The 24,512-nt window shown below is 55.4% G+C and carries 27 protein-coding genes; 15 read left to right on the top strand and 12 right to left on the bottom strand.

Annotated features, from left to right (window positions below; translation table 11 throughout):
* The first annotated feature begins 22 nt into the window (after positions 1–22).
* Together ACMHXH_RS05930 and ACMHXH_RS05935 are read left to right on the top strand one after the other, a co-directional pair.
* A complete protein-coding gene (locus ACMHXH_RS05930) occupies positions 23–595 on the top strand; it encodes an FMN-binding protein (RefSeq protein WP_335912401.1) in 573 nt (190 codons plus the stop codon).
* The gene (locus tag ACMHXH_RS05935; protein WP_071476645.1) at positions 592–1,341 is read left to right on the top strand and encodes a PepSY-associated TM helix domain-containing protein; all 750 of its coding nucleotides are present in this window, start codon (positions 592–594) and stop codon (positions 1,339–1,341) included. The genes ACMHXH_RS05930 and ACMHXH_RS05935 overlap by 4 nt, the downstream gene beginning before the upstream one ends.
* A gap of 2 nt (positions 1,342–1,343) precedes the next feature.
* Here the strand turns inward: ACMHXH_RS05935 and ACMHXH_RS05940 are convergent, their stop codons facing one another.
* Genes ACMHXH_RS05940 through ACMHXH_RS05955 form a run of 4 tightly spaced genes read right to left on the bottom strand, consistent with a single transcriptional unit; the run spans position 1,344 to position 6,350 of the window.
* A complete protein-coding gene (locus ACMHXH_RS05940; RefSeq protein ID WP_412503746.1) occupies positions 1,344–3,176 on the bottom strand; it encodes an ABC transporter transmembrane domain-containing protein in 1,833 nt (610 codons plus the stop codon).
* 32 nt (positions 3,177–3,208) lie between these two features.
* The gene (hutZ, locus tag ACMHXH_RS05945; protein WP_039034142.1) at positions 3,209–3,742 is read right to left on the bottom strand and encodes a heme utilization protein HutZ; all 534 of its coding nucleotides are present in this window, start codon (positions 3,740–3,742) and stop codon (positions 3,209–3,211) included.
* Entirely contained in the window at positions 3,739–4,287 is a 549-nt protein-coding gene (gene hutX / locus ACMHXH_RS05950) for a heme utilization cystosolic carrier protein HutX (protein WP_405130414.1), read from the bottom strand. The genes hutZ and hutX overlap by 4 nt, the downstream gene beginning before the upstream one ends.
* A gap of 11 nt (positions 4,288–4,298) precedes the next feature.
* The gene (locus tag ACMHXH_RS05955) at positions 4,299–6,350 is read right to left on the bottom strand and encodes a TonB-dependent hemoglobin/transferrin/lactoferrin family receptor (RefSeq protein WP_144360992.1); all 2,052 of its coding nucleotides are present in this window, start codon (positions 6,348–6,350) and stop codon (positions 4,299–4,301) included.
* Between the two features lie 431 nt (positions 6,351–6,781).
* On the opposite strand from ACMHXH_RS05955, the gene ACMHXH_RS05960 reads away from it, so the two are divergent.
* The 7 genes from ACMHXH_RS05960 to ACMHXH_RS05990 all read left to right on the top strand — a co-directional run bounded on the left by ACMHXH_RS05960 (position 6,782) and on the right by ACMHXH_RS05990 (position 11,986).
* Complete coding sequence (locus ACMHXH_RS05960; RefSeq protein ID WP_335912402.1) at positions 6,782–7,588, top strand: TonB family protein; 807 nt, start codon at positions 6,782–6,784, stop codon at positions 7,586–7,588.
* A 14-nt stretch (positions 7,589–7,602) separates the two neighbouring features.
* Positions 7,603–8,319 carry a MotA/TolQ/ExbB proton channel family protein gene (locus ACMHXH_RS05965; protein ID WP_335912403.1) on the top strand — a complete coding sequence of 239 codons (717 nt, stop codon included), beginning with the start codon at positions 7,603–7,605 and terminating at the stop codon, positions 8,317–8,319.
* Positions 8,316–8,723 carry a biopolymer transporter ExbD gene (locus ACMHXH_RS05970; protein WP_335912404.1) on the top strand — a complete coding sequence of 136 codons (408 nt, stop codon included), beginning with the start codon at positions 8,316–8,318 and terminating at the stop codon, positions 8,721–8,723. The genes ACMHXH_RS05965 and ACMHXH_RS05970 overlap by 4 nt, the downstream gene beginning before the upstream one ends.
* Before the next feature lie 64 nt (positions 8,724–8,787).
* Positions 8,788–9,627, top strand: coding sequence for a heme/hemin ABC transporter substrate-binding protein (locus tag ACMHXH_RS05975; RefSeq protein WP_177192605.1), 840 nt, complete (start codon positions 8,788–8,790; stop codon positions 9,625–9,627).
* Positions 9,628–9,629: 2 nt separating this feature from the next.
* Entirely contained in the window at positions 9,630–10,649 is a 1,020-nt protein-coding gene (locus tag ACMHXH_RS05980) for a FecCD family ABC transporter permease (protein WP_071476652.1), read from the top strand.
* A gap of 56 nt (positions 10,650–10,705) precedes the next feature.
* The gene (locus ACMHXH_RS05985) at positions 10,706–11,500 is read left to right on the top strand and encodes a heme ABC transporter ATP-binding protein (protein ID WP_071476671.1); all 795 of its coding nucleotides are present in this window, start codon (positions 10,706–10,708) and stop codon (positions 11,498–11,500) included.
* Between the two features lie 150 nt (positions 11,501–11,650).
* Positions 11,651–11,986, top strand: coding sequence for a DUF2956 domain-containing protein (locus ACMHXH_RS05990; RefSeq protein ID WP_071476653.1), 336 nt, complete (start codon positions 11,651–11,653; stop codon positions 11,984–11,986).
* Between the two features lie 152 nt (positions 11,987–12,138).
* Here the strand turns inward: ACMHXH_RS05990 and ACMHXH_RS05995 are convergent, their stop codons facing one another.
* Positions 12,139–12,444, bottom strand: a complete 306-nt coding sequence (locus tag ACMHXH_RS05995) for a winged helix-turn-helix domain-containing protein (protein ID WP_039034136.1) — start codon at positions 12,442–12,444, stop codon at positions 12,139–12,141.
* Between the two features lie 226 nt (positions 12,445–12,670).
* On the opposite strand from ACMHXH_RS05995, the gene ACMHXH_RS06000 reads away from it, so the two are divergent.
* The 3 genes from ACMHXH_RS06000 to ACMHXH_RS06010 are packed head-to-tail and all read left to right on the top strand — an operon-like array spanning position 12,671 to position 15,292.
* Entirely contained in the window at positions 12,671–13,219 is a 549-nt protein-coding gene (locus ACMHXH_RS06000; RefSeq protein WP_071476654.1) for a PH domain-containing protein, read from the top strand.
* 5 nt (positions 13,220–13,224) lie between these two features.
* A complete protein-coding gene (locus ACMHXH_RS06005) occupies positions 13,225–14,703 on the top strand; it encodes a PH domain-containing protein (protein WP_071476672.1) in 1,479 nt (492 codons plus the stop codon).
* 25 nt (positions 14,704–14,728) lie between these two features.
* Positions 14,729–15,292, top strand: coding sequence for a DUF924 family protein (locus ACMHXH_RS06010; RefSeq protein ID WP_039034135.1), 564 nt, complete (start codon positions 14,729–14,731; stop codon positions 15,290–15,292).
* A gap of 25 nt (positions 15,293–15,317) precedes the next feature.
* Here ACMHXH_RS06010 and ACMHXH_RS06015 read toward each other — a convergent pair whose 3' ends face one another.
* Positions 15,318–15,749, bottom strand: coding sequence for a universal stress protein (locus ACMHXH_RS06015; protein WP_039034134.1), 432 nt, complete (start codon positions 15,747–15,749; stop codon positions 15,318–15,320).
* Positions 15,750–15,838: 89 nt separating this feature from the next.
* Between ACMHXH_RS06015 and ACMHXH_RS06020 the strand changes: the two genes are divergently transcribed.
* Positions 15,839–17,083, top strand: coding sequence for a lysozyme inhibitor LprI family protein (locus ACMHXH_RS06020; RefSeq protein WP_251767395.1), 1,245 nt, complete (start codon positions 15,839–15,841; stop codon positions 17,081–17,083).
* 50 nt (positions 17,084–17,133) lie between these two features.
* Here the strand turns inward: ACMHXH_RS06020 and ACMHXH_RS06025 are convergent, their stop codons facing one another.
* The gene (locus ACMHXH_RS06025; RefSeq protein WP_039034132.1) at positions 17,134–17,517 is read right to left on the bottom strand and encodes an STAS/SEC14 domain-containing protein; all 384 of its coding nucleotides are present in this window, start codon (positions 17,515–17,517) and stop codon (positions 17,134–17,136) included.
* 199 nt (positions 17,518–17,716) lie between these two features.
* Between ACMHXH_RS06025 and ACMHXH_RS06030 the strand changes: the two genes are divergently transcribed.
* The gene (locus tag ACMHXH_RS06030) at positions 17,717–19,165 is read left to right on the top strand and encodes a coniferyl aldehyde dehydrogenase (RefSeq protein ID WP_413737802.1); all 1,449 of its coding nucleotides are present in this window, start codon (positions 17,717–17,719) and stop codon (positions 19,163–19,165) included.
* Positions 19,162–19,776 (top strand): TetR/AcrR family transcriptional regulator, encoded by a 615-nt coding sequence (locus ACMHXH_RS06035; protein WP_251767393.1) that lies wholly within the window; start codon positions 19,162–19,164, stop codon positions 19,774–19,776. Before ACMHXH_RS06030 ends, ACMHXH_RS06035 begins: the two co-directional genes overlap by 4 nt.
* A gap of 192 nt (positions 19,777–19,968) precedes the next feature.
* Here ACMHXH_RS06035 and ACMHXH_RS06040 read toward each other — a convergent pair whose 3' ends face one another.
* From ACMHXH_RS06040 to ACMHXH_RS06060, 5 genes are all read right to left on the bottom strand, one after another.
* Positions 19,969–20,754, bottom strand: a complete 786-nt coding sequence (locus ACMHXH_RS06040) for a CsgG/HfaB family protein (protein ID WP_039034130.1) — start codon at positions 20,752–20,754, stop codon at positions 19,969–19,971.
* Complete coding sequence (locus ACMHXH_RS06045) at positions 20,751–21,143, bottom strand: curli assembly protein CsgF (protein WP_039034129.1); 393 nt, start codon at positions 21,141–21,143, stop codon at positions 20,751–20,753. Before ACMHXH_RS06045 ends, ACMHXH_RS06040 begins: the two co-directional genes overlap by 4 nt.
* Positions 21,144–21,155: 12 nt before the next feature.
* Positions 21,156–21,530: a curli production assembly/transport protein CsgE gene (locus tag ACMHXH_RS06050; RefSeq protein WP_052248079.1), complete on the bottom strand. Its 375-nt coding sequence runs from the start codon at positions 21,528–21,530 to the stop codon at positions 21,156–21,158.
* Positions 21,531–21,742: 212 nt separating this feature from the next.
* Positions 21,743–23,077: a sensor histidine kinase gene (locus ACMHXH_RS06055; protein WP_413737805.1), complete on the bottom strand. Its 1,335-nt coding sequence runs from the start codon at positions 23,075–23,077 to the stop codon at positions 21,743–21,745.
* A complete protein-coding gene (locus ACMHXH_RS06060; protein ID WP_039034126.1) occupies positions 23,074–24,504 on the bottom strand; it encodes a sigma-54-dependent transcriptional regulator in 1,431 nt (476 codons plus the stop codon). Before ACMHXH_RS06060 ends, ACMHXH_RS06055 begins: the two co-directional genes overlap by 4 nt.
* Positions 24,505–24,512 lie beyond the last annotated feature (8 nt).

Below are 24,512 nucleotides of genomic sequence, written 5' to 3' on the forward strand. Positions count from 1 at the left end.
GGGCGCCCTCATTGAGGCATTTATGAAGACTCTTATTGCATTACTCTCGCTGTTTTTGCTGCCATTCACTCAAACCCAGGCGGCGCAAAGCGTTTACCAAAGCCCGGCAGACTTTGTCACCCAGGCCTTGGGAAACCAAGGTAAAGGTCAAGCGAAAGCCAAAGTCTTTTGGTTCAGCGCCGAGCAACGCCAGGTCATAGAAGAGATACTGACCCACGATTTTCGGCCGCTGCGTACCCGCTATTGGCAGCAGGGAGACGACACTGTCTGGATCCTCGAGGAGATAGGTAAAGAAGCGCCAATCACTGTGGGTATTCAGGTGCGCCATGGGCAGATTTATCGCACCAAGGTGCTTATCTACCGCGAGAGCCGCGGCGATGAAGTCAGGCACGACTTCTTTACCAACCAATTTAAATCGGCAACACTCACAAAAGATAAACAGCTGGACAAACATATAGATGGCATTACCGGAGCGACACTTTCCGTCAGGGCCCTGACCAAACTGGCCCGCATCGCCCTCTATCTTGACCGGCAACTCAGCCTGCAACACGATCTGCAACAACACAGCCTGCAACAAAACAGCGAGCCCAGATGACACGTAAACATCCGGACTTTCGAGTCCGTCTCCTGCGCACCCTGCGCCCCTGGCACAGACGTATTGGCATCATCAGCAGTGTGCTTGTGTTGCTGCTGACTCTGACCGGACTGGCCTTGAATCACGGCCGTGAGCTGAACCTATCCCAAGGCGTGCACTGGCAATGGCTGCAAGACTATTACGGCATTGGCGCCCCGGAAGATGTCAAAGTCTGGCAAGCCCAACCGCTGGCGGGCAGCAGTCAGGGGCAGGCCTGGATAGCCGGCACGCCGCTAGCCGAGCAAACCGATGAGATACTGGCCATAGCCCCCTTTGAAGACAAGTGGCTGCTGCTGACCCGAAACAGTTTGACGATTTTGAGCCAGGATCTTGCTGTGCTGGAAACCCAAACCGAGCTGACAGGTTTGCCGCCGCAGATAAACGCCATGGCGGTCGAGCCCGGCAGTGTCTGGCTGAAAACACCCCGGGGCCAATATCGCAGCGACAGCGAACTGTTGGATTGGCAAGCGGCCAGCAGCCTGGTTGCCCTCCCCTGGATAAAACCACTCGAAGGGGCAAAGATACAAACGCAGCAGTTGCTCGGAGATATTCGCGCCAGTCGCCTGTCCTGGCACAGGGTTCTTCTGGATCTGCACAGCGGCCGGATCTTCGGCGCTGCCGGCAGTTATCTGATGGATCTGGCGGCGATCGCCTTATTGTTGCTGGCCGTGACTGGCCTGATCATTTATTTAAAACAGAAGCGCTGAGATCAAGCCAGCGATGATGCCTGCCCGGGCTCGTTTGAGCTCCCGGCCAGGCCATCGGGCGCAAGCAACTGCAGACTGGCAAATTCACGGTACAGCGGGCTGGTTTGCATCAACTCGCTGTGGCTGCCACTGGCCAATAATCGCCCCCGCTCCAGCACCAGAATACGGTCGGCATTGAGCACTGTCGCCAATCTGTGGGCTATGATGAGTGTGGTTCGTCCCGCCATCAACTCATCCAAAGCCTGTTTGACCTTGACTTCACTGACCGCATCCAGGGCACTGGTGGCTTCATCGAGCAGCAGTAAAGGCCTGCGGGCCAAGATGGCGCGGGCAATGGCAATTCGCTGCTTTTGACCACCGGAAAGACGCACGCCACGCTCACCCAAATAGGTGTTATACCCCTGGGCAAACTCACTGATAAATTCATGAGCTCTGGCGCCCTTGCAGGCGGCAACCACCTCTTCCAGGCTGGCCTCCGGGCGGCCATAACGCACATTTTCCAGCACACTGGTGGCGAAGATCACCGACTCCTGGGGCACCAGGGCAAACTGTGCCCTCAGGCTCGCCAATGATACAGAAGCGATATCGACACCATCGAGCAGAATGCGGCCGCAACTCGGCTGATAGAAACGCTGCAGCAGCTGAAACAACGTACTCTTGCCGGCACCGCTGGGCCCAACCAAAGCCACCCGTTCACCGGGCTGAATATGGATATTGAGATCCTCAAGCACAGTTGCGCCCTCATCATAGGCAAAACTCAGCTGCTCTATTCTGAGTTCCCCCTTGAGCGGACTGGGCAGCGCCAGCGGCTTGGCCGGCTCGGCAATAGTTGCCTTGGACTCGGCCAGCTCCATCAAGCGTTCGCTGGCACCGGCGGCCCGCTGAATATCACCTATCACTTCGCTTATGGTGGCCACCGCGCCCGCCACCATCATGGCGTAAAACATGAATGCCGACAGCTCACCGGCGCTGACCACACCGGCCATTACGTCTCTGGCCCCCACCCAGGTCACAGCCACTATGGCACCGATAGTCAGCAACATGACAGAGGAGATCAGTGCCGAGCGATAGCGGATGCGGCCACTGGCTGCGCGCATCACCGCCGCCAGGTAGCCGTCAAAATTATCGCGATCGCGAGCCTCGTGACCATAGGATTGTACCGTGTGGATCTCATGCAAGGTTTCATCCACATAGGCGCCGAGATCGGCGACACTGTCCTGACTGGTGCGCGCAAGCTTGCGTACCCGCCGCCCGAGCAAACCTACAGGCACCAACACCAGCGGCACGGCCAGCAGCACCAAGGCCGTGAGCTTGATGCTGGTAAAAGCCATCATCACCAAGCCACCCATAGTGGTCACTGAAGATCGCAGCGCCATCGACAGGCTAGAACCGATAACTGTCTGCAACAGAGTACTGTCGGCGGTAAAGCGGGAGATGATTTCCCCGGTGCGCAAGCGGGCGAAAAACACCGGGCTTTGTTCCAGTAACCTGTGATACACCAAGCGGCGAATATCGTTGCTGACTTTCTCACCGAGCCAGGTCATCAGATAAAAGCGGCAGAACACGGCCACAGCACTGACCAAGGTGATCCCCAGAATAAGCAATACAATTTCGTTGAGGCGCCCCGAGTTGTCGGCCATAAAGCCCTCATCCACTATCAAGCGAACCCCTTGCCCCAGGGCCAGCCAGGCCAATGACCCCAGCAGCAGAAACAGCAGCGCCAGGGCAACCCGCAAACGATAAGGCTTAAGAAAGCTCAGGATCCAGGGCAGGATCCGAGCCGAAGAGGTTTGAGGAGCAGACAAGAGAAAATCCAGACAATGACTGTTAATCAGGATTGTGGCGCCAAAGCGCCGATGAGTCCAGCTCAGGCAGGTACGGCCTTGGGCGTTCCATGGTGACCATCACGCATCCAGTTGACATCCAACAACTCGGCACCGCTGAGACTGAACGCCTGGCCAAAGCCTTTGACATAGAGACCGCGCTCGGGCACCAGCTTAAACAAGTTGAAATCGGTCAAGGCCGCCAGGTTATCTATCATCTCACCGAAGCGCCCGGACAACACCTGTACCCCTTTGGCAAAGCTCGGGCTGTCTCTTGCTATCAGCTCGGCGGCGGCATCAAAGGTCAGGCGGCGGCGGGCAAACACGCTGCGCGCCTCGGCTTCGTCTTCCACCAGCATCACAGATACCCGCGGTGACTGTTTAAGGTTGATACCGTGACGCGCCAGATCGCTTACCAGAATATAGAAACCATCATCGGCCAGCGCGAACGGCGCATAACTGGCGTTGGGGATCCCGTTGGCATCCTGGGTCGCCAACTGCAAGGTGGTACGCCCCTGTTTGAACTCTTCGATTTCCGGCAGCAGTTTTTCCTGCAGGCGTTGGTTTTCACTGGTCATATTTCCCCCTTTTGGGCAGCCACTTCACCACGGTGACGCCAGTCGGCAAACAGTGCCAACTGTGGCGGCAGCAGCTTGCGTTGTTGATCCCGGCCCAAATAGACCTTAAAAACGATGGCGCCATCAGGGCCGAAGAAATTAATCGAATGACTTTCAGTGCCCCGAAATGGACGACTTATCAAGGCAATGGCACTGAAATTCTCCAATTTCAGATGGCCATGCAGGCCATCTCCCTTGCTGTAGAGGTTAAAATAGCCATGAGCCGTCTTTCCCTTGGGGAAGTCGCCTTTGAATTCAAATATCTGCCCGGCAACTGTGACTATGGTGGTCAACTTACCCCACTCAGGCAGTGCCTGCAGCAGGGCTTCCAGCCACTCCAGCGGCAAGAATTGCTGCTGCTCGGCCGGTAATGCCTGCACCACCTCAAGCTCTGAAATCCCCAGATTAGCGGCGGCATCGGCCGGCAACCACTCGGGGTGTTCCAGCATGGCGGCGGCTATCTGCAGGCGGCCAGCGGCCGCCCTTGTTGTATCGCTTATCTGCATCTGTTGCTCCATCAGAAACGGTAACGGGCCGAGAGCTTGAAGTTGCGCCCTTGATCCATCAGGGTTTGCCAGGCTTGGATGTACTCTTCATCGCCAATGTTTTCAATGGCAAAGTCGACCCGCAACCCTTCGAAGGTCCCCATGGCAGGCTCCCAAGCCAGATACACATCCCATAGGGTGTAGTCCTGGTAGCGGTTAACCGGGTTATCTTTAGGCACCCTGTCTTGACTGGCGTTATAGCTGACCCGGGTTCCCAGCTTCATATCGCCCGCCATGATCCCCTGCGACAAGTCGAGCACCAGCTTGTTGGCCGGAATATTGGCCAGATAGCCCCCGTCATGCCTGTCTTTACCTTCAGTCTGACCATAGCTAAGCGATAAGCGGGTCTGATTGATGCGATACTTTCCTGTCAGTTCAAAGCCAGTCAGTCTGGCCTTGTCGACGTTATCCCAGCGGGTGTTCTGCTCAAGTCTGGGAATGCCGTGCAGTGGATTGGTCACCCGCTGCTCGATAAAGTCATCGACATCGTTTCTGAATACACTCAGGCTCAGCGCCAGTTCATCGTTGCCCGCCAGCTCGGCAAAGCGCATATCGGCCTTCAATTCTTTGTTCTTGGCCTTTTCAGCCTTGAGGTTTTCATTGACCTCAAAGGTATTGCACAGGCCGTTGGGCAAAAAGTTAGGGATGGGAGGAATACAGTAATGAGTACCGCTGGAGTACATCTCCTCCACTGATGGCGCGCGGAAGGCTTCATCGTAACGGGCGCTGAGTGTCAGCCAAGGCGCAGTCTTCCACACCAGTGCCAACGAGGGAGACAAGGCATCGTCATCACTGGAATGGCCCAGGTTATTGCTTTCGTTTTCAAAGCTGTCGTAACGCAGCGCCGGATCCAATGACCAGTTTTCCCCCAGGGCGATATTGGCGGCAACGAAAGCGCCCCACACCCGAGACTCACCATCTATGTTGCCGGGACGCTGACCGCTCTGGCCGCTGTCATCACGGAAGGTTTCTATCTGGTCGCGGTAGCCGTCCAGACCATAAGTTAATTTGAGCCCCTGCCATTGACTGCGATTGGCAATACTGAACCCCAGGGTTTCATATTCTGTGGTGTCGAACTGGCCCTTGGTCAGGCGATTCTCATCATAATCCGTCTTGTTCCAATAGAACTTGGCATCCAGATCCAGCAGGGCGTTGCCCCTTGGTGCCAGGCTGTAGTCCAGGGTCAGGTTGGAATCTTTGCTGTCACGGCGCACCAGAGGCACACTGTTGCTGACACCTGTGGCCGGATTACTGGGCACGGCTTCAAAAATCTCATTGATCCTGCCGGAAAGTTGCAACCTTTGCGCCTCATCCAACTGCCAACCGAACTTGGCCAAGCCGCTGCGGCTACGGCTGGCGCTGTTTTCCAGGGTATTGTCATTACCGGCCTTGATGTTGTCGCCGTCGCTGTAGCTGCCGTTCAACAACCAGTCGATACTGCCCTTGGCTCCATAAATGGCACCGCTGCTCTTGCTGCGCTGGCCATTGGTTTCATAGCCCTGCTTGAGATAGCCACCAAAGCTCTGGCCTTCGTCGAGCATCTCTCTGGCCGACTTGGTGTTTTGCGATACCACACCGCCTATGGCGCCACTGCCCCAAAGGCTGGAAGCCGGGCCACGTACCACCTCAACAGAACTGAGCAGCTCAGGGTCCATAAAGAAGGTGCCTCTGTGGCCGGCACTGGCGTTTTGCCTGGCACCATCTATGGTCTGCAATACCCTCTGGCCACTGAGACCACGAATTTCTACCTGCTGGGCAGATGCCCTGGGGCCATTGGCGATATTGATGTTGGCTTCCGTCTTGAGCACTTCGGCCACCGAGTTGCCTTGCTTCTCGGCCAACTGCTCTTCACCGACAACCGCAGCACTGCGGCTGGATTCAGAGACTTTCTCCTGAATGCGGGTAGCACTTACCAGCACTTCATCAAATTCAGCTGTTTTCACCTGCTCGGCAACAGCGGCCAGACTCAGGAGGGGGGTTCCCAATGCCAGAGTAATAGCCATAACCAGCGGTTTTCTATTCATCATCTTAATCCTCAAACAGATTATCAGGCTGTATCTCCAGCCTTTCTCATGGGAGTGGCATTACTGAAAATAAATTGAGCCCAAGGGCAAACAGCAAGCCCGGGACAACACCACTTAAGGCGGCACTCTAGCTTAACTTTAGAAGATGATCAAATAGTAATTATTATCATTTGCAATATTATTTACTCTAATATATTTTAATCTGAAGAAAGGGAAGTTACTCGGGAAGCCAAGCCATTTTTCGGTACGAAATGCGGTGCCAGCCAAACGGTAAAAACTGGCCAGACGGTAAAGGCAGGAACCATGGAATGGTGGCGGCTCAGGGACAGAGCCGACCCAAGACAGAATAGCATTGAGCCTTACGGGTCCTTGCTTAGTTGAATTTGAACATTCACCCGCCGCAACAAGCGGTTGTAAACAGGAGTAACGGCGTGACCCCCAAGCGTTATTGTGGTTTTGCGCTCATGGCATTGTCACTTCAGAGTGCCGTATTGGCCTCTCAGACAGCCACCCCAGATCCTTTGGTAATGCCCACCAAGGGCGGTTTGCAACTGAGTTTCAGCGCAGCCCCTGCTGCAGCGTCCCAAACTGCCTCAGTACAGACTCAAAACCAGGCTGCTAACGCCGAAAGCCACCCTGCGGCAAACGCCCCATCCGCTAAGCATAAAGAAGCTGAACATAAAGCCCCTCAACATCAAGAACCGCTGAAACAGAATGTGGCGAAACCTGAGCCGCCAAAGTCAAAGCTGCTCAAAACCAGGCCGCTCAAAGCGAGTCAGAAACAAGCTTCAAAGATGAGCAAGCCACAACCGACTCAGGAAAAGCCGCGTGAGATAGCAGAGAAATCTGAACCGAAACACGCCCCATCGACTCCGCGAGAAGAGCCTGTGTCCCATGAGGAAAAGCCGGCTATTCCTTCGTCACAGGTTCAAACTGCCGCCACCTCAGGGCTGAATCACACAGTAGAGCTGGCTGAGCCTGTATTTGCCAGCCCGCCGACGCCGCCGAGCTACCCCAAACTCGCCCGCAAGCGGGGCTTTGAAGGCACGGCTCTGGTAGACATCTTCTTTGATCATCAGGGCAGAACCCAATACGCCTTGCTCGTCAGCAGCTCAGGCTATGCCATTTTGGATGAAGCGGCATTGGCCGCCGTACGCCACTGGCAGTTCAGCATTCCTTCCCAAGCTTCAGCGGCCCGTTTCAAAGTCAGGGTGCCGGTTCGCTTCGCCCTTAATTAACAGTTGGAGACACGATGGAATTAAATTTGTACCAAAGCCTGCACCAGCAACTAGGCGCTCTTACCTGGCCTTTGCTCATCTGCGCCTTTCTGACCCTGATGATATTCCTGGAGCGCTTTGCCATCTTGTTGCCCAGCCTGTTCAGACGCCAATCCTGGCTCGGCGAATTACGCAACGGCACACTGGATGAAAGCAGTGACAGCCTGCTTGAACGCCTGAAAGATAACCGGGGACTGATTTCCTGCGGTGCCCGCCATTTGCTGAGGCAGGCCGCACAACCCAAGGCGCTGCGGGAAGAGTTGTTGTCACTTTGGCTGGCAAGGGAGAAGCGCAAACTCCACGCCGGACTCAAGTTGCTGCAATACATAGGTACCATCAGCCCGCTTCTGGGTTTACTCGGCACTGTGCTGGGGCTAGTGGAGATGTTCAACGATATTGGCGCCAATCAGAGTGACAGTATCACTCCGGCCTTGTTGGCCTCGGGCTTGGGATTAGCCATGTACACCACAGCCGCCGGCTTGTTGATCGCTGTACCCGCGTTATTGGGAGCGCAGCTGTTCGGACTCTGGGCCGAGCGTTCAGTGGCCTCCTGCGCCCATGTACTGAATCATCTCAACCTTTGGTTGGAAGGGGTTCCGCTGCAGGGCGAAGACAATGATTACGCCGCCTTCAACCTGACCAAGCTCACCGGTGTCAACGGCAAGCGGCGCCATCCGGAGCCGCTGTCATGATTGAAATTAAGGAAGAACATGGCCTGGATAGCGGCCTGGATCTAACCCCCTTGATAGACATCATCTTCATTGTGTTGGTGTTTTTACTGCTCACAGCCAACCCCAGGTTATTGAGCCTGCCGATTGAAGTGCCGGATAACAGCGCCAGCACTTTGAGCCCACAAGCGCAGACTCAATTGACGGTCAGCGTGTTACCCCAGGCGCCGTTCTGGGCACTCAATGAACAAAAATTTGCCCGGTTCGACGCGTTCGAGCAGGCCCTGACTCAAGCGCTGGCCGACGATCCCGAGCTGACCTTAATCGTGGCCGCCGACAAGGAGGCAAGAGTCCAGCCGCTGATGCAACTGCTGAGTCTGCTGCAACGGCTGGAGATCAGCCAGACCCGGGTTCTGATGGAACCCTAAACACCTGATGAAACCTCAGACACAAGTCTGTGGCGATGAGTCCCTGAATTATTTTGGAGCTAGAATGAAAAATTCTCTTATCTTTCTCTGTGGCCTGCTCGCCATGCCGCTTTTTGCCGCTGAAGAGCCCCCCAAGCGAGTGATCAGTGCCGGTGCCGGTGTCACTGAATTGGTGCTGGCATTGGATGCCGCCCCACAACTGGTGGCTGTCGACGCCAGCAGCGCTCTGCCAAAGACGCTGAAACTGCCAAGACTCGGCTACCACAGAATGCTGTCAGCCGAGGGCATATTGGCGCAAAAACCGGATCTCCTGATTGGCACCTCTGTGATGGGACCTACCAGCAGTATAGATCTGGTAAAACAGGCCGGTGTGCCGGTTATTACCCTGGAGGCGGCCGATACCGCCGAGCAACTGCAGCAAAATATTCTCACTCTGGGGAAGGCCCTGAATAAGGAGAAAGCCGCCACCGAACTGGCCGATACCCTGGGTGGCAGGTTACAGCAGCTGGCGCAATCTGCGGCCAAATTCAAACATCCTCCCAAAGTCATGTTTATGTTGCTGCAGTCAGAGCGTCCCGCCAGAGTCGGCGGCGCCGATACGGCCGCCGATATCATTATCCAGCTGGCCGGTGCCACCAACGCCGCCGACTTCAGCGGCTACCGCAGCCTGTCTCAGGAAGGCATTCTGGCGCTCAAGCCTGAGCTGATTTTACTCTCAAGCGCCAGCGAGCAACCCGAGCCTCAAGCCGGTAAGCTACTAAAGAGCATGCCGCTACTGGCCCATACTCCGGCCGGAAAAGCCGGTTTGATCCGGGATCTTCAACCTCAGGCATTACTCGGGGGATTGGGTATCTCCGCCATTGAAGCGGCCGAGTCCCTGAATCAGGAACTGCTGGAGCAATAATCATGGCTGCCGTGCTGCCCACCCACCGTCACCCCTGGCTCTGGCCAGGACTCGCCAGCCTGCTGCTGTTTTCCGCGTTGCTCTCGATAGCAACCGGACCTGTGACCATAGGCTTGAGCGATATAATCGACTCCCTGCTTGGCTCAGTCGCCGCCGGGCAGGAAGCCAATGCCCTGATAGTGCAAAATGTCCGTCTACCGAGAACCTTGCTGGCACTGATTGTCGGCGCCCTGTTAGCACAGTGCGGCGCCGTAATGCAAGGCCTGTTTCGTAACCCTCTGGCTGACCCAGGCATCATAGGTGTGTCCTCGGGCGCGGCGCTGGGAGCCGCCATCTGTATAGTGCTGCTGCCGCATCTTGGCAGCTATGCCGTCCCCCTTGGTGCTTTTCTCTGCGGTCTGGCAACCAGTTTACTGGTTTACCGGCTCGCCACTTCAGGTGGCAGCACCTCAGTGGTGTTACTCTTGCTGGCCGGGGTGGCTATTACCGCCCTGGCCGGTGCCGGAATTGGCATGCTGACTTTCCTTGCCAACGACATGGCACTGCGGGATCTTAGCCTGTGGCAGTTGGGGGCCATCGCCGGTGCCAGTTGGCAATCCGTTTTTATCTGTCTGCCGGTACTGGCCTTGGTGAGTTGGCAGTTCAACAAACAGGCATTGGCGCTCAACGCCCTATTGCTGGGCGAATCCGAGGCGCGTCATCTGGGCATAGAGGTAGACAGGCTCAAGCTGAAGTTGATCTTGCTCTGTTCTTTGGGCGTTGGTGTTGCCGTGGCGGCCACCGGCATCATAGGTTTTATCGGACTGGTGGTACCGCATCTGGTGCGACTGCTCAAGGGGCCGGATCATCGCCAACTGCTGCCGCTGAGTGCCATTCTCGGCGCCGTGCTACTGGCATTGGCCGACTCAGGGGCCCGTACCTTGATGTCACCGGCGGAGATCCCTGTCGGCCTGATGACGGCTCTGCTCGGCGCTCCCTTCTTCCTCTATTTGCTGCTGAGTCAGCGACGTAAGCTTTATTGAGGTACTCCATGCCTTCACTTGAATCCGTGACCACGACAACTGCCGCACAGACAGCCATGCCATTTGAGTCCACCGCAGTTACTGAGCAAGTACTGGAGCTCAAACATCTCCATGCCAGAGTCGACAACAAGCCCTTGCTGACCGATGTCAGTTGCCGACTGCAAAGCGGCCAATTTTACGCTCTGCTGGGGCCCAATGGCGCCGGCAAGTCCAGTCTGCTAAGGCTGTTGACCCAGGAGCTCAAGGCCGATGCCGGGCGGATAAGCCTTCACGGCTCGCCTCTTGGGCAGTGGCCGAAGCAAGCCTTGGCCAGGCATCTGGCCATGTTGCCGCAACACTCGAGTCTCAGCTTTCCCTTCAGCGTTCGTGAAGTGGTAGCCATGGGCCTGTATCCTCTCAGTCTCAGTGCCAGAGATGCCGCCCAACTGGTTGAGCAGCAACTCTGGCGTCTGGACCTGGCTCATCTGAGTGAGCGCAACTATCCGGCACTGTCCGGCGGTGAACGCCAGCGGGTTCAGTTGGCCAGGGTTTTGACTCAATTGGCCCAGGCCGAGCACTCGCCTGTACTCTTGCTGGATGAACCCACCTCGGCACTGGATTTGGCCCAGCAACACAGAGTACTGCGGCTCGCCAGAGAGCTGGCACATGAGCAGGGCTACACTGTATTGGCCGTGCTGCACGACCTCAACCAGGCCAGTCACTATGCTGATCAATTGCTGGTTATGGACAAAGGTAAACTCCTGGTACAGGGGCCGCCCCAACAGGCTTTGACGCCTGGACTGATTTCCAGGGTCTGGCACTATGAACCTGGCACCTTCGCCGACGCGCAGGGACAGAGACTCTATTTTTGAAGCTATCAAAGCCCATGCAGTATGAACCCTGCCATAAGATGACCCAGAACAAATTCAGCACCAACAAACACCTTTGATGTGAAGCCGTCTGTGGTCAGAACTCCAAGCAGGCAGGTATAATCCTTGGGTCAGTCATCAACCCCATCAGAGATGAACAAGAAGCCAGCGATTTCCAACGAAACCCAAACCGAAGCCATGCGTATGGCCAAAGCCACTCAAAAGGCGGGGCAGACCAAGGAGCAAACCCGCCTCATTGCCCAGGGCATAGAGAAAGGCATTGCCGAATACAAGAAGCAACAAAAGGCCAAGGCCAGAGAAAGAGACAAGGCACGCAAGCAAGAGCTTAGGCAGAAAAAGAAACTCCAGCACGACGAAGATGACTGTGTAGAGGCAAGCGAAATGCCTTCAAGCCACATCCCCAAATGGCAACTCTTGTTACCTTGGATACTGCTGATTTTAAGCTGGATTTGGTTTGTTTTTATATAGACTTATCAATTACTTAATGCTGGCCTGGAGAACTGATAAGGTTATAAAGATAGCTTCCTCACAGTGAGTTCAGCCACACACGAACAAGTTGCGGCATGATTTAAGATACGATAATCCGCGAACTTCCTGACGGTTAATGGCAACAGAGAAGCTCAGATGTCGCTAAACAACAAGGTGCGTATCTGCTCCAGGTGAGTACCGACCCAGGCGCTGTTAATCGGCCCCCAGGTGCGGATGTGGTAGTGCCCTGAGTTATTCCTGCGGCCATCCTGGATAAAGTCCACCTGAATACCTATATCGCCGAAGGCGGCAATGGCATCTTGCAAGGTGCGGCGCGGCATGCCGGTTTCCTTCTGTAAGGACAACAGATTATGTTGGCTATCGTCTATCAGGTGGGCCAGATAGAGCTTACGTAAAAAGGCGGTTTGCTGTTTGGATACCTTATCGGCTTGGAACATACTCATCGTCCTGATGGTTTACAGCCAGTAGCGGCGCGTTTGAGAAAACGAGCACCACACAGGCAACAAAGTCTTGCAACCAAACTACTTGATATCCAGTTGTTAACACAAGTGCAATCGCTCAGGATCTGGAACTGCATCAAGTCTCTGCCATCCGAGCTGGCTGCTTGAAGCGACAAACTCTCTATTGCTATAGTCAGGTCAATGCCCCAAGGACTCAAAGCACATGGATATCCGCTCGCCCCACTCGCCCCTGCCACAGCAACAGTGGTTAGGCTTTGACAGCCAACCCTTAACCCCTTTGTCTCCCCGCTACCGCCAACAATTGCTGTGGCAAAACCTGCTGCTGATGGCACTGATCATACTGCTGCTAGTGCCTGCTTTACTGCTCAGCGCCAAGCTGAGTGGTCTTGAAGTCATCATCTCGGTCACGCTGGCACTGCTGCTTTTGGGATTCAAGATCTGGCTCAATCAAAAACAAGCCGGAGCCATGGGTTATGGCGTTTGTGAATACGGCATTTTGCTACGTGAAGGGCTTTGGTGGCAGAGCCATACCGCCATGCCGGCCAGCAGGCTGCAACATGTGAGCCTGTCTCAGGGACCATTGCAGCGCCATTTCGGACTGACAAGTTTGCGCTGCTACAGTGCCGGCAGTTCGGCGGCCGAGGTCAGTCTGCCCGGGCTGGAGAATGAAGTAGCCGAAGCGCTGCGCCAACATCTGCTGTCTCTGGCGAGTAAAAATGTCAGTGGCACCTCAATGGAGACGCCGAATTGAACCAGGTGCAGCAAGCCGACTGGCACTCGCTCTCGCCTTGGGCAATCATCAGTTTCAGCCTCTCCAGCCTGAAGCACTTCCTCAGCAACGGCTATGCCCTGGTGCCTATCCTCTATACCGGCTGGCAGCAGGGATTTGACTCCGTTTGGCTGCCACTGGCGCTGGTATTGACCCTGGTAATCATTTTTGCCCATGGGCTGTTGAGCTGGCGTAAATTCCGTTATCGCTTGACTCGAGGGCAACTCGAGGTCCACAGCGGCGCCCTGTTCAGGCGCAAAGTCGAACTGCCGGTAGATAGAATTCAAAATGTGCGTCTGGAACAGCCTTTTTACTTTAAGCCGTTGCGACTGGGTAACTTGATAGTGGAAACTGCGGGTTCAGCCAAGGATGAAGCCTGCTTAAGCGCAGTCACCCAAGTTCAGGCCGAGTCACTGAGGCGGCAATTGATGAAACAGGCCGACACAGACCAAAGCGCCGCCACCTCTGCACCGCCAAACTCCCGCTTACTGGTGAAGAAGTCCCTGGCCGAGCTGGCGCTCTTTGGTCTGTATCAGAATAATTTTGTTTGGTTTGCCGTCATCGCAGGTCCGGTGCTCAGCCAGCTCGAAGGCAGTCAACTGATGGAGCTCGGGCTGACACAAGTCTTCGACTGGCATCAGCAGCAGGTAAGCGGCAACCTGCTGCTGGAGCTGGGGTTCCTTGTCGGCCTTCTGCTCCTTGGCTATCTGCTGTTTTCCTTGATCTCAATAGTCGCGGCGCTGCTGAAATATGCCCCCTATCGCCTGACCCAGGAGCAGGAAACATTACAGCGTAGCGGCGGTCTGCTGTCCCACCAGCAAGACATACTCAAGCAGCACAGGATTCAACTCATCAGTTTGCAGCAGCCATTGCTGGCCCGCTGGCTGAAACGCTGGACTTTGAGCTTCAAGCAGGTAAAAGGCAATGAAGTGGAAGGGGGCAACAGCAATCACATGTTGGTGCCATCTCTCGGTAGCGGCGAAGTGCATCGCCTGCTGAAAAGGCTCAACCAAAGAAGCAGCAAGGCCGACCGTATTCCCAATCGTTGGCACCCCATTCACCCGAGCTGGTTTTACTATAGGGCGCTGTGGTGCTTAACTCCCGCATCGTTGACATGGGCGTTTTGGGGTCTGACGACAGAAGTTTGGCTACTATTACTGGCAGGAGTAATGGCTGTCCCGGCGCTTTACCTACGCTATCGTCAATGGGGATTTTGGCGGATTGAAAACGATCTCTGGATCCACAAAGGGATCCTAAGCCACAGTTGGCTATTGGTGTCGCTGAACAAGGTGCAACATCTGCAGCTGATCCAAAGCCGGGGACAAAAACGCCGAGGCCTCGCCAGCCTCAAACTGGGGCTGGCCAGCGGTGAACTGACGCTACCTGCGATCCCGCTGGCCAAGGCGCAGGATATCGCGGCGCAAACCCTTGGGCTTATCGCCCATGATCACAGCAACTGGATTTAATCTCAGGTCAATAGAAGGAATTGTCATGTCAGCTCAAATCGTCTCCGAGTACAAGCCACAACAGATAATCCATTTTTGGTTTGAAGAGATAAACCCCAAGGCCTGGTGGGTCAAGGATCCTGAGTTTGACCAAACAATTGAGCGTCGTTTCGGCGCCTTGCTCAATGCGGCCCGTCAGGGCGAGTTGTGGCATTGGCGGCAAACGCCACAAGGGCGCCTGGCGGAAATTTTGCTGCTGGATCAGTTCTCGCGCAACATTCACCGCGACACTCCCGATGCCTTCAGTGCCGATCCCATGGCACTGGCTCTGGCGCAGGAGGCTATCAGCATAGGCGCCGACAAACAGCTGCAAGCCCCTATGCTGGCATTCCTCTATATGCCCTTTATGCACAGCGAGTCGGCGCTTATCCATCAAAAAGCCCTGGAACTATTCACCTCGGAACAGACCAAGGACAACTATGACTTTGAATTGAGACACAAGGCGATTATCGACAGGTTTGGCCGCTATCCCCATCGCAATGCCATATTGGGACGAGAGTCGACCGCCGAGGAGCTGACCTTTCTAGAGCAGCCCGGCTCCTCGTTCTAGTGCTCATTCAAGCGGCATCGACTTGCTACTTCACCACCAGCACGGGACAGCTTGCCTTGTTGGCCACGGCCTCGGCCACATTGGTGCTGAGGAAATGGGCCAGACCACTGCGACCATGGCTGGCAATCACTATCATACCGACATCGGCAGACTCGGCTTCCGCCAGGATCTCATCAACTGCGTCACCACGGCGAATCACAGTTTCAATCTTCAGCGGGCTTTTCAGCTTGGCCAGCAACTCATGCATCTTCTCGGCGGCGGCCTTCTCCATGGTTTGTGCCAGTTCTTCCGGAGTGATGATCAACAGCTGATAGTTTTCATCACCGAAAGGTTGATCCACCACGTGCAAAATTCGCAGTCCTACATGGTAAAGATTAGCCATTTCAATAGCATATCTCAATGCGTTGGCGGCTGTATCACTGAAATCAGTGGGCCAGAGGATATCTTTGTTACGCATAGCGACCTCCTTGACACGACGGGTATCGACTAATGAGATACCTGCCGAATAATATCAACAAGTTATATTGCAAAACTTTTAAGCACCCTATGAATACTTTACTCCATTTAGCCACAACCGTAAGCCTATTGGTGATTATTTTTACCCCGGTTTACGCCGAGGATGCCGCCAGTCTGGTAGAAGAAGCCAAGGCGCTGCAACAAGCCGGACAGAGCCAACAGGCCAAGCCGCTCTTTGAACGAGCCGCGGCCCTTGGCAGCAGCGAAGCCCACTTCATGCTGAGCTACAGTTATTCCTTACCTTTGGCCGAAGACATAGCCCATTTAAGCCAGGCTGCAAGGGCCGGTCACCCCAAGGCCTTCTATTACCTGACAGAGCGCCTGCTGACCCGCGGCGGCTCAACAAACAGTGCCGATCCTGTCAGGCTGGCCGAGGTGTTAAAACAGTATCGAATTCACCACCCGGACTTTAGCTTCGACTATCAAACCACGCTGGATGCCTGCATCTATGCCGACAAGCCCGATTTCAACCGGCTTAAGGCTCTGAGCGCGCCCTTAGAGGAAGGCTATAGCTATCGTTTGTGGCAACAGGCCGAGAATCTCTCCAAACTGCAAGATGGCAACAATTATGACCGCCAGGTACTGCAGCTCATCTGCTATGGCGCCGAGGTACCGGCCGAGCTGGATATCGCCGTCAAAGACAGGCTCAAACTCGACCCCGGTGCCAAACAGACCACTGAATTTGATCTCTGCAGCGCGATTACCAGCGGCATGGGAATGGGCTTTTGTGCCTCACGGGAAGAGCAGCGGCTGGAGCAGCAACGCCTCGCCAAACAAGAAGAGATCAACCAAAATATCAAACAACGCCTGGGATTAGCGCCGCTTAAATTACTTGAGTCGGCCAACCGTGCGTTCGAGCTGTGGTTGCAAGCGAAAACCTCAAGGGAGGAAGGTCATGGCGGCAGCGGTCGCAGCGCCTTTATTATCGGCTCCCAGAGCGAGCAGCGGCAAAACTATCTGGCACGTTTGGAAATGCTCAGTAACGAAGAGCAAGTGGTGAACACTTTCCCTGACTTTGCCAGCGCCGACAAAGCGCTCAACCAGGTGTACCGCGCCTTGATGAAGAAACTGCGCCCGGCAGATGATCCCGAGCTTTATATGTTTGAAGTGACCAAAGAAGACCTTCGCGCGGTGCAGCGGTTGTGGCTTAAATACCGCGACAGCAATGCGCGCCTATTTGCCGCACTTGAAGGCTCTACCACTGAGCAGGAGTGGCAGGCACTCTTGACTCAAGAGCGCAGCGAGCAGCTCAAAGCCCTGTTGGAATGGCAATAAAAAACGCCCGCGCCTCCTCACAGGTCGCGGGCATTTCATGGCAAGACGGTTTAGTCTTTCAGCCAGTCGATGGCATCGAGACGGTCGACAAAGAACTTCACATCTAAGGGAGTGAACCAGTCGGCCATCTTGGTCATCCATTCCTGCAAACTGGTATTGCCTATGATGGCAATCTTCTCGAAATGGCGCCCATGCTTGATCCCCAGCTTGAGATCGTCCCACATGGCTCTGGCTTCCCAGCCATCCATTTCGGTAACATCCAGCAGGGCGTAAATATCCGGATCCTTCACACCGGATATCGCCGATTCCAGCATAGGCACCATATATTCATAGTCTTCGTGGGTCAGTTTTCCCACGGCTTTCATGGTGACAAAGAAATCGTCATCACCATAACGCTCAATTCCGATTGAAATACCATGCATGTTCAAGCTCATCATCAATTCCTTATGTCAACGATTTCAAAAACAAAGCCCCATCTATTCGATTTCAGTCTAGTTGGCGACCGTAACGCATTCTGTGATCCATATCAAATATAGCCCGGTTATTGCCAATAGGCGCAGACTGAACTAACATCAGACCGACTAATCAGTCGGTTATTTTAAAAGCAGCTTAATGGTTGCCGAAGGAGGCAAAATGTCGCTTGTTAACCCAGAGCCGCTCACAGTGGAAAATCAGCAATTACTGCAAAAATTCACCGTGCAGCGCCAGGCTTTCAATGCCGCCCCCATGCCAAGCCTTGGCGAGCGCAAGGCCAAGCTCAAGGCGTTAAAACAAGCCTTGTTGAAACACCAGCAAGCCCTCACGGATGCACTCAGTCGCGACTATGGCCACAGATCGACCGACGATAGCCTGATCTCCGACATACTGCCGGTCGTTACCCAGATCAACTACAGCCTCAGGCATCTCAAAGGCTGGATGAAACCCAGTCGCCGCCATGCCGGATTATTGCTGGCACCGGCCAGCGTCAGGGTGGAGTATCAACCCAAAGGCGTGGTGGGTATTATAGTGCCGTGGAACTTTCCTATCATGTTGTCCTTGAGTCCGCTGGCAACAGTGATTGCCGCCGGTAACCGCGCCATGTTGAAGTTGTCTGAATTTACTCCCCACACCAATGCCGCCCTGCGCTCCCTGCTGGCCGAAGTCTTCGATGGCTCCGAGGTCTGTGTGATTGAAGGGGAAGCCGAGATTGCCGCCAGTTTCTCCGCCCTGCCCTTCGATCATCTGCTGTTTACCGGCTCGACTCAGGTAGGACGCCATGTAATGCGCGCGGCGGCCGATAATCTCACCCCTGTCACCCTGGAGCTGGGAGGCAAGTCCCCTGTGTTAATCGCCCGGGACATGCCCATGGAGACGGCGGTAGAGCGCCTCATCTACGGCAAGTGTCTCAACGCCGGGCAAATTTGTGTCGCCCCCGACTATATTCTCTGCCCCAGTGGCAAAGAGGCTGAGTTTATTAGCGCCTATCGGCGCCGCTTCCAGCAGTTTTATCCCGACTTTGACAACACCCCGGACTATGGCCAGATACTCAACGAACGTCAGGCCGCCAGGCTGGTCGCCCTCCTGGAAGATGCCACCGCCAAAGGGGCACAGGTATTTGCCGCCGACCGCGAGCAACCACTCAGCAAACTGCCCAGCGCCAAACAGCGCAAATGGCCCACCTTGTTGCTGACCAAGGTCAGCGATGATATGAAACTGATGCAGGAAGAGATCTTCGGCCCTTTACTGCCCTTGGTCAGTTATCAAGAGCTGGGGCAGGCGCTCGACTATATCAAGGCGCGCCCCAGACCTTTGGCCTTGTATCTGATGAGTTTCGATAAAGAAGTGCAGCAAAAGGTATTGTCCCAAACCCACTCAGGCGGCGTCTGTATCAATGAAACCGTGTTTCATGTAGCCGCCGATGATGCCCCCTTCGGAGGCATAGGTCCGTCCGGCATGGGACACTACCACGGCCAGGAAGGGTTTCGCACCTTCAGTCACGCCCGCACTGTGCTGTCCCGGGGGCGATTCAATACCGGCAAACTGGTGCATCCTCCCTACGGCAAGGGGATCCAGAAGATGCTGCTTAAGGTGTTTCTCAGATGAAGCGCAGCAGCGAAGCTGCCCGGGCAATAAGCAGCAAACAGGACAAGAAGCAACAGATCCTGGGCAGCGCATTGCAACTGTTTGTCGAGCAAGGTTTCTATGCCACCTCGACCGCCAGCATAGCCCGCCACGCCGGCGTGGCCACAGGCACCCTGTTCCATCACTTTAGCAGTAAAGAAACCCTGATGGATCAGCTGTTTCTGGCTATCAAGACAGAGTTTGCCAACGCCATTTCAGCAAGTTTGCCAAAGACGCCGGCAAGCATCACTGAATTGCCGCAGCGGGCAGAAATGCTATGGCAGGCCGGGCTCGATTGGGCGCTGGCGCAGCCTCTGAAGCTGAGTTTCTTTGTGCAATACGCCATGTCGCCCAGTGTCAGTGAAGCGGTCCGGCAGCAGGCGATGCATGGCATTCTCGGCTTTATCGCTGAACTGTTGGAGCAAGGCATCAACCAAGGGGTTCTGGCAGATTTACCCAGAGAACTGTTGCTGGAAGCTTGCCACAGCCAGTTCCTGGCGGCGGCACGCTTCTTCTGCAACCAGCCTCAGAAGGCCACCCGAGAGGCCAGAGACGCCAGCTTTCGCCTGTTCTGGCGCGGTGTGGCAGCCTAGCCATTTAGAGTCAAAACCCAAGGGCAGCCGCAAGCCTGGCTCTTGAAATCGGCCTCCTGAAATGAGCCAGCTGAAATGAACGCCCTGGAGTTAGTCAAACAAAGGGCCCGCAATTGCGGGCCCTTCTTTTTTGAAAATCAACAAACTGCGGTTGACCTATCGCTCAAGCTGTTGCTCTCTCGCTCAAGCTGTTTATCCCTGACTCAGGCTGTTGTCGTCGCCCGAAGCCTCGGCGCTCCAGTAACCCATGCGGCTCCCCTTATCGATAAGCTCGGAGACCGCCAGTTCTATCGCCTGCAACACACAAAACTGTACCGGCTCATTGGTGGTAAAGCCCACTTCGGCCTCGGCCAGGCGGTTCAAACTGGTGTAACGAAACAGGCCGGCACGCATCTCCTGAGAGAACACCCGCTTGGTGGTATTGACCGACATCAGCACCTTACCTGTATGCACATCCACCGCCCTCAGATATATGGTCACCTGATCTTCCCGGTACAGCTCGGAGGCGCCTATGCCGTAGTACTCCACGCCACTGCCGCCGGTTTCCACGTTGGTTTCATAGCTGATGATCCCACCTTCCAGAAGCAGCCTGGCATTGGTCAGGGTCGGTACTTCATTATTGCGCCCCTGCTGCTTACCTGAGATCTTGCGCTCGGTCAGCAGGTTCTGCAGCCCCTCCCGCTCCACAGGGGTAAACCACCTGGAGTCCAGCAGAGTCTGCACCAACATGGAAGTGGCACCCTGGGTCACTGCGGTCGAGAAGGAACTGACATTGGCCTGGGGCTTATATTGCCCGGTCTGATCCCGGAAAGAGTAAACCGCAACCGGGATAGGGAAACGCGGGCCGGGACGCGACTGCAGCGCCTTCATGGTTTCACTCAAGGGATTTACCTGGGCCTCATTGATATTCAAATCAGGCTTGGGAACCAGGCTACAGCCCCCCAGCAGTAACAGTGAAACCAATGCCAGCCACCTCATGGATTACCTCCATAAATAGGCATCTCTATCACTGTGACTTCGCCGGAAAGCAGGTTGGTAATGGTCAACATCACACCGCTGCCGGTAGAAGCCACTTCGACGCGGTAGTCACCCGTATCATAAACGCCATCTGTGATATCACCGTCGGCCACACCACGGGTGATAGAGTTAATAATGTTACGCTCCAGTGACTCCTTGAAGCGGGTAACAAAGTCCTTTTCATTGCCGGCGGCCTGATTGTCATTTTGGGCCTGGGCCTTGCTCAGCAGAAACGAACCGTTGAGAGGGTTACCGCCAAAACTGGGGTTGATTGGGGTATAGACCAGTTCGGTGGCCTGCCCCGAAAAAGCCAGCAAGGCGCCGGCCGCGATTAACATCCTGAGTGTCATTGTGCTTGCTTCCTAAATTCCATCCCAATGGGATCCCAATTCCCCTGTCATGGATTGGGCTCTGACCGAGGCGATATAATCTATGGTCAAGAGAATCGCCTGTTCGGCCCGCTCCTTGATGGGACTGGCTCTGCGGCCAAAATGGGTTTGGTAAATACGGGTACCGTTAACCTCCAGTGTCAGCAAGGTGCCGGCCTGAGGGAAAACCGTTTCGTAAAGGGTGACATTGAATCCCTGGGTAAAGGGCAGATCCCGCCAATACCCCGAGTAGTAAAAACCAAAATCCTTGCCAAAGCGGGTCAGGGTTCTGTCTATGACCAGGCCACTGATCTCTATGTCATCCGCCTCGGCTGCGGCCAACGCCGGAGCAGGCGCAAGTGTCAGCATCAGTAAGCACAAGATACAGCGCATGAATAACAAGACAGAGTGCGGCATTGTCCCCGAAAATTCCCTTTGTTGCCTGAAAAGGCCATTCCTTTAACAAGAGCATTACATTAACAGCAGCGCCGGAACCGAGTCACCCGCCAGCGACATATTTACCTGAAAAATAGCTATTTCGGCTGAGTCGAGATCCGTTAAAAATCACCCGAAAGTATGACTCACTGTTGCGGTAACCACAGCTGAACCAGCAAGCCACCATCCTGACGGTTTTGCAGGCTGAGGCGACCGTCGTGAGCCTCGGCTATCTCCCGGCACAGCGCCAGTCCCAGGCCACTGCCCTGGGGCTTGGTGGAGTAGAAGGGTAACAGCGCCTGCGACAACACCTCCGCTGACATGCCACTGCCGCGATCCATCACGCAGATACTAACGCCGGCAACCGGGTCGGCAGCATCGCTACGCCAACCGGAGCGGCTGGCTATCTGCAGCTCAATCTCCTCAGGCGCTGAGCCGGACTCATGGGCGTTTTTGAGCAGATTCAGCAACACCTGCTCCAGCTGCACCTCATCGGCCAGCAAAGTCAGCGTAGGGGGCTCGTGGCAGACAAAGGCGTAATGCTCAGCCAACTCAGGCAGCAAGCGGGCCCATGGAATAACTTGTTTTTTGGGGCTGGGCAGCTTGGCAAAACGGGCATAACCTTCGATAAATTGCCCCAGATGATTGGTGCGATTTTCTATGGTATCGAAGATCAGGCTCAGCTTGGGATCGCGGTTCTCTGTGGTCAAGCGCCGACCCGAGTTGACCATGGAGGCAATTGGCGCCAGCGAGTTATTGAGCTCATGACTGATTACCCGAATCACCTTCTTCCACACCGCCACCTCCTGGCGGTTGAGCTCACGGGTCATCTGCTTGAGCAGCAGCAATTGATGCTGCTGACCATTGAGGTTGAACTGGCCGCGACTCAAGTGCCAGCTCTGGTTTTCGCCTTCCGGCAAGCCCAGATTGAACAGGCCATCGCGCTCACTCTCCAACATTTGGCGCATCTCTTCGCTCACCTTGGCTTTGAGCTCAGAGAGGCTGCTTCCCTCAAGGCCTTTCTTGGCATTGAACAGATGTTTGGCGGCGTCGTTGGCATAAATGATATGACCCACGCTATCGCACAGCAGCATGATATTGGGCGAGTTTTGAATGACCTTATCCAGCAGCAGTTCCCGCTGGTAAATATGCTGCCGCTCCTGCCTGAGTCGGGCCGACGCCTCGTTGAACAGTTGTGCCAGTCTATCCAGCTCATTGATGCCGCTGTCCGGCAACGAGACACTAAAATCTCGATCAATCAGGTTAAGCATGCCGATTTCCAGCCCCGCCAGGCTGTCACCCAGGGTTCGGGTCAACCTGAGCCCTATGCCCAGCGCTGCCAGCAAGCCTGCCACTACCGCCAGCCATAACCATTCAGGCCCCAACCACAACAGACAACCCCACCCGAGCAGCAAACCCAGCAAGGTGCTCAGCAGCATGCCCAGCAGCAGCCTGTGTCTTAGACTGAGTCCTCCTGTCATGCCTGCCTCTTGCCGTCGATACCAAACTTCTCCATCCGCCGATAGAGCGCTTGACGGCTGATGCCAAATGACTTGGCAACCCTGGCGATAACGCCGCCGTGCTCGGCCAGCGCTGCTTCTATTTCCGCCTTGCCCGGCTCCTCTGCCCCGGCTTGTTGGCCTTGGTTCTCTGCAGCTTGGCCGACACTTGAATCCAAAATAGCTTTCGAGGCGGTTGCCGCAGCCAAACCGAAATCACTGTAGCTCAAAGACTCGCCGCGACTCAGCAAAACCGCGCGTTTACAGGCGTTTTCCAACTCGCGTACATTACCGGGCCAGTCGTGGGCCAGCAGCGCCTCTTTGGCACTCTTGTCCAACGTAAGGCTCTTGCTCAACGCCGCGCTCTTGTTCAAGGCCGCGGCCGCGCCGGCACAAAAGTGCTCCACCAGCGGCAAGATGTCGTCTTTGCGCTGCGCCAATGGCGGCAATGCCAGTTCCACCACATTGAGGCGATAGAAAAGATCCTCGCGAAAACGGCCTTCGATAATGTCCTGACGCAGATCGGCGTTGGTGGCACTCAGCAGCCTGACCTTGACCTTACGGGTCTGATGGCTGCCCAGGCGCTCAAACTCGCCGGTCTGCAATACCCGCAGCAGTTTTATCTGCCCGGACAGCGGCAGGTTGCCTATCTCATCCAGAAACAGGGTGCCGCCATCGGCCGCTTCGAAACGGCCGATACGGGCCTTGGTGGCGCCGGTAAATGCACCGGCCTCGGCGCCAAACAGCTCGGCCTCCATCAGCTCCATTGGCAAGGCGCCGACATTGACCTTGATAAGCGGCTTGTGTTTCAGTGGCGAATTGGCGTGCAGTATGTCCGCCAGTTTATCCTTGCCTGCGCCGTTGGGACCTGTGATCAACACAGAGACATCCGAGCGTGCCAGTTGCAACGCCAGATCAATACAGCGCTCCATAGCAGCGCTGGCAAATACCAAACCACAGAGATCGGCGCCGTCGAATGCCGCCTGCCGTTGCTGCTCACGCTGTTGCAACTGCTGGTTATCCTGTTGCAGCTTGTAGAGGGAAATCAGGTTGGCGACACTGTTGAGCAACTTGTTGTCATCCCAGGGCTTGGCCAGATAATCGGCGGCCCCGGCCTTCATCAATTCCACGGCCATTTCCAGTTCGGTCCAAGCGGTGAGCAGGATGATTGGCAGTTGCGGCTGACGACTGCGCAAGGCGTGAAACAGTTCCCGTCCTTCCTCCCCCGAGGTGGTGTCGCGGCTGAAATTCATGTCCTGGATCACCAGGCTGACCTCTTCTTGCTCGATAAAGTACAGTGCCTCTTGAGGGCTCTGACAACTGAGCGGCCGGTAACCGGCAATTTCCAACATCAGCGACAACGCCTGACATACGGCCTGATTGTCATCGACAACGAGTACAGTATCCATCATGCCTG

Source organism: Shewanella sp. BJSY2023SW001 (assembly GCF_047314685.1).
GTDB lineage: Bacteria > Pseudomonadota > Gammaproteobacteria > Enterobacterales > Shewanellaceae > Shewanella > Shewanella indica.

Coding starts and splice junctions, on each gene's coding strand:
- ACMHXH_RS05930 (WP_335912401.1), top strand. CDS start 23: ATGAAGACTCTTATTGCATTACTCTCGCTGTTTTTGCTGCCATTCACT.
- ACMHXH_RS05935 (WP_071476645.1), top strand. CDS start 592: ATGACACGTAAACATCCGGACTTTCGAGTCCGTCTCCTGCGCACCCTG.
- hutZ (WP_039034142.1), bottom strand. CDS start 3,742: ATGACCAGTGAAAACCAACGCCTGCAGGAAAAACTGCTGCCGGAAATC.
- hutX (WP_405130414.1), bottom strand. CDS start 4,287: ATGCAGATAAGCGATACAACAAGGGCGGCCGCTGGCCGCCTGCAGATA.
- ACMHXH_RS05955 (WP_144360992.1), bottom strand. CDS start 6,350: ATGAATAGAAAACCGCTGGTTATGGCTATTACTCTGGCATTGGGAACC.
- ACMHXH_RS05965 (WP_335912403.1), top strand. CDS start 7,603: ATGGAATTAAATTTGTACCAAAGCCTGCACCAGCAACTAGGCGCTCTT.
- ACMHXH_RS05970 (WP_335912404.1), top strand. CDS start 8,316: ATGATTGAAATTAAGGAAGAACATGGCCTGGATAGCGGCCTGGATCTA.
- ACMHXH_RS05975 (WP_177192605.1), top strand. CDS start 8,788: ATGAAAAATTCTCTTATCTTTCTCTGTGGCCTGCTCGCCATGCCGCTT.
- ACMHXH_RS05980 (WP_071476652.1), top strand. CDS start 9,630: ATGGCTGCCGTGCTGCCCACCCACCGTCACCCCTGGCTCTGGCCAGGA.
- ACMHXH_RS05985 (WP_071476671.1), top strand. CDS start 10,706: ATGCCATTTGAGTCCACCGCAGTTACTGAGCAAGTACTGGAGCTCAAA.
- ACMHXH_RS05990 (WP_071476653.1), top strand. CDS start 11,651: ATGAACAAGAAGCCAGCGATTTCCAACGAAACCCAAACCGAAGCCATG.
- ACMHXH_RS05995 (WP_039034136.1), bottom strand. CDS start 12,444: ATGTTCCAAGCCGATAAGGTATCCAAACAGCAAACCGCCTTTTTACGT.
- ACMHXH_RS06000 (WP_071476654.1), top strand. CDS start 12,671: ATGGATATCCGCTCGCCCCACTCGCCCCTGCCACAGCAACAGTGGTTA.
- ACMHXH_RS06010 (WP_039034135.1), top strand. CDS start 14,729: ATGTCAGCTCAAATCGTCTCCGAGTACAAGCCACAACAGATAATCCAT.
- ACMHXH_RS06015 (WP_039034134.1), bottom strand. CDS start 15,749: ATGCGTAACAAAGATATCCTCTGGCCCACTGATTTCAGTGATACAGCC.
- ACMHXH_RS06020 (WP_251767395.1), top strand. CDS start 15,839: ATGAATACTTTACTCCATTTAGCCACAACCGTAAGCCTATTGGTGATT.
- ACMHXH_RS06025 (WP_039034132.1), bottom strand. CDS start 17,517: ATGAGCTTGAACATGCATGGTATTTCAATCGGAATTGAGCGTTATGGT.
- ACMHXH_RS06030 (WP_413737802.1), top strand. CDS start 17,717: ATGTCGCTTGTTAACCCAGAGCCGCTCACAGTGGAAAATCAGCAATTA.
- ACMHXH_RS06035 (WP_251767393.1), top strand. CDS start 19,162: ATGAAGCGCAGCAGCGAAGCTGCCCGGGCAATAAGCAGCAAACAGGAC.
- ACMHXH_RS06040 (WP_039034130.1), bottom strand. CDS start 20,754: ATGAGGTGGCTGGCATTGGTTTCACTGTTACTGCTGGGGGGCTGTAGC.
- ACMHXH_RS06045 (WP_039034129.1), bottom strand. CDS start 21,143: ATGACACTCAGGATGTTAATCGCGGCCGGCGCCTTGCTGGCTTTTTCG.
- ACMHXH_RS06050 (WP_052248079.1), bottom strand. CDS start 21,530: ATGCTGACACTTGCGCCTGCTCCGGCGTTGGCCGCAGCCGAGGCGGAT.
- ACMHXH_RS06055 (WP_413737805.1), bottom strand. CDS start 23,077: ATGACAGGAGGACTCAGTCTAAGACACAGGCTGCTGCTGGGCATGCTG.
- ACMHXH_RS06060 (WP_039034126.1), bottom strand. CDS start 24,504: ATGGATACTGTACTCGTTGTCGATGACAATCAGGCCGTATGTCAGGCG.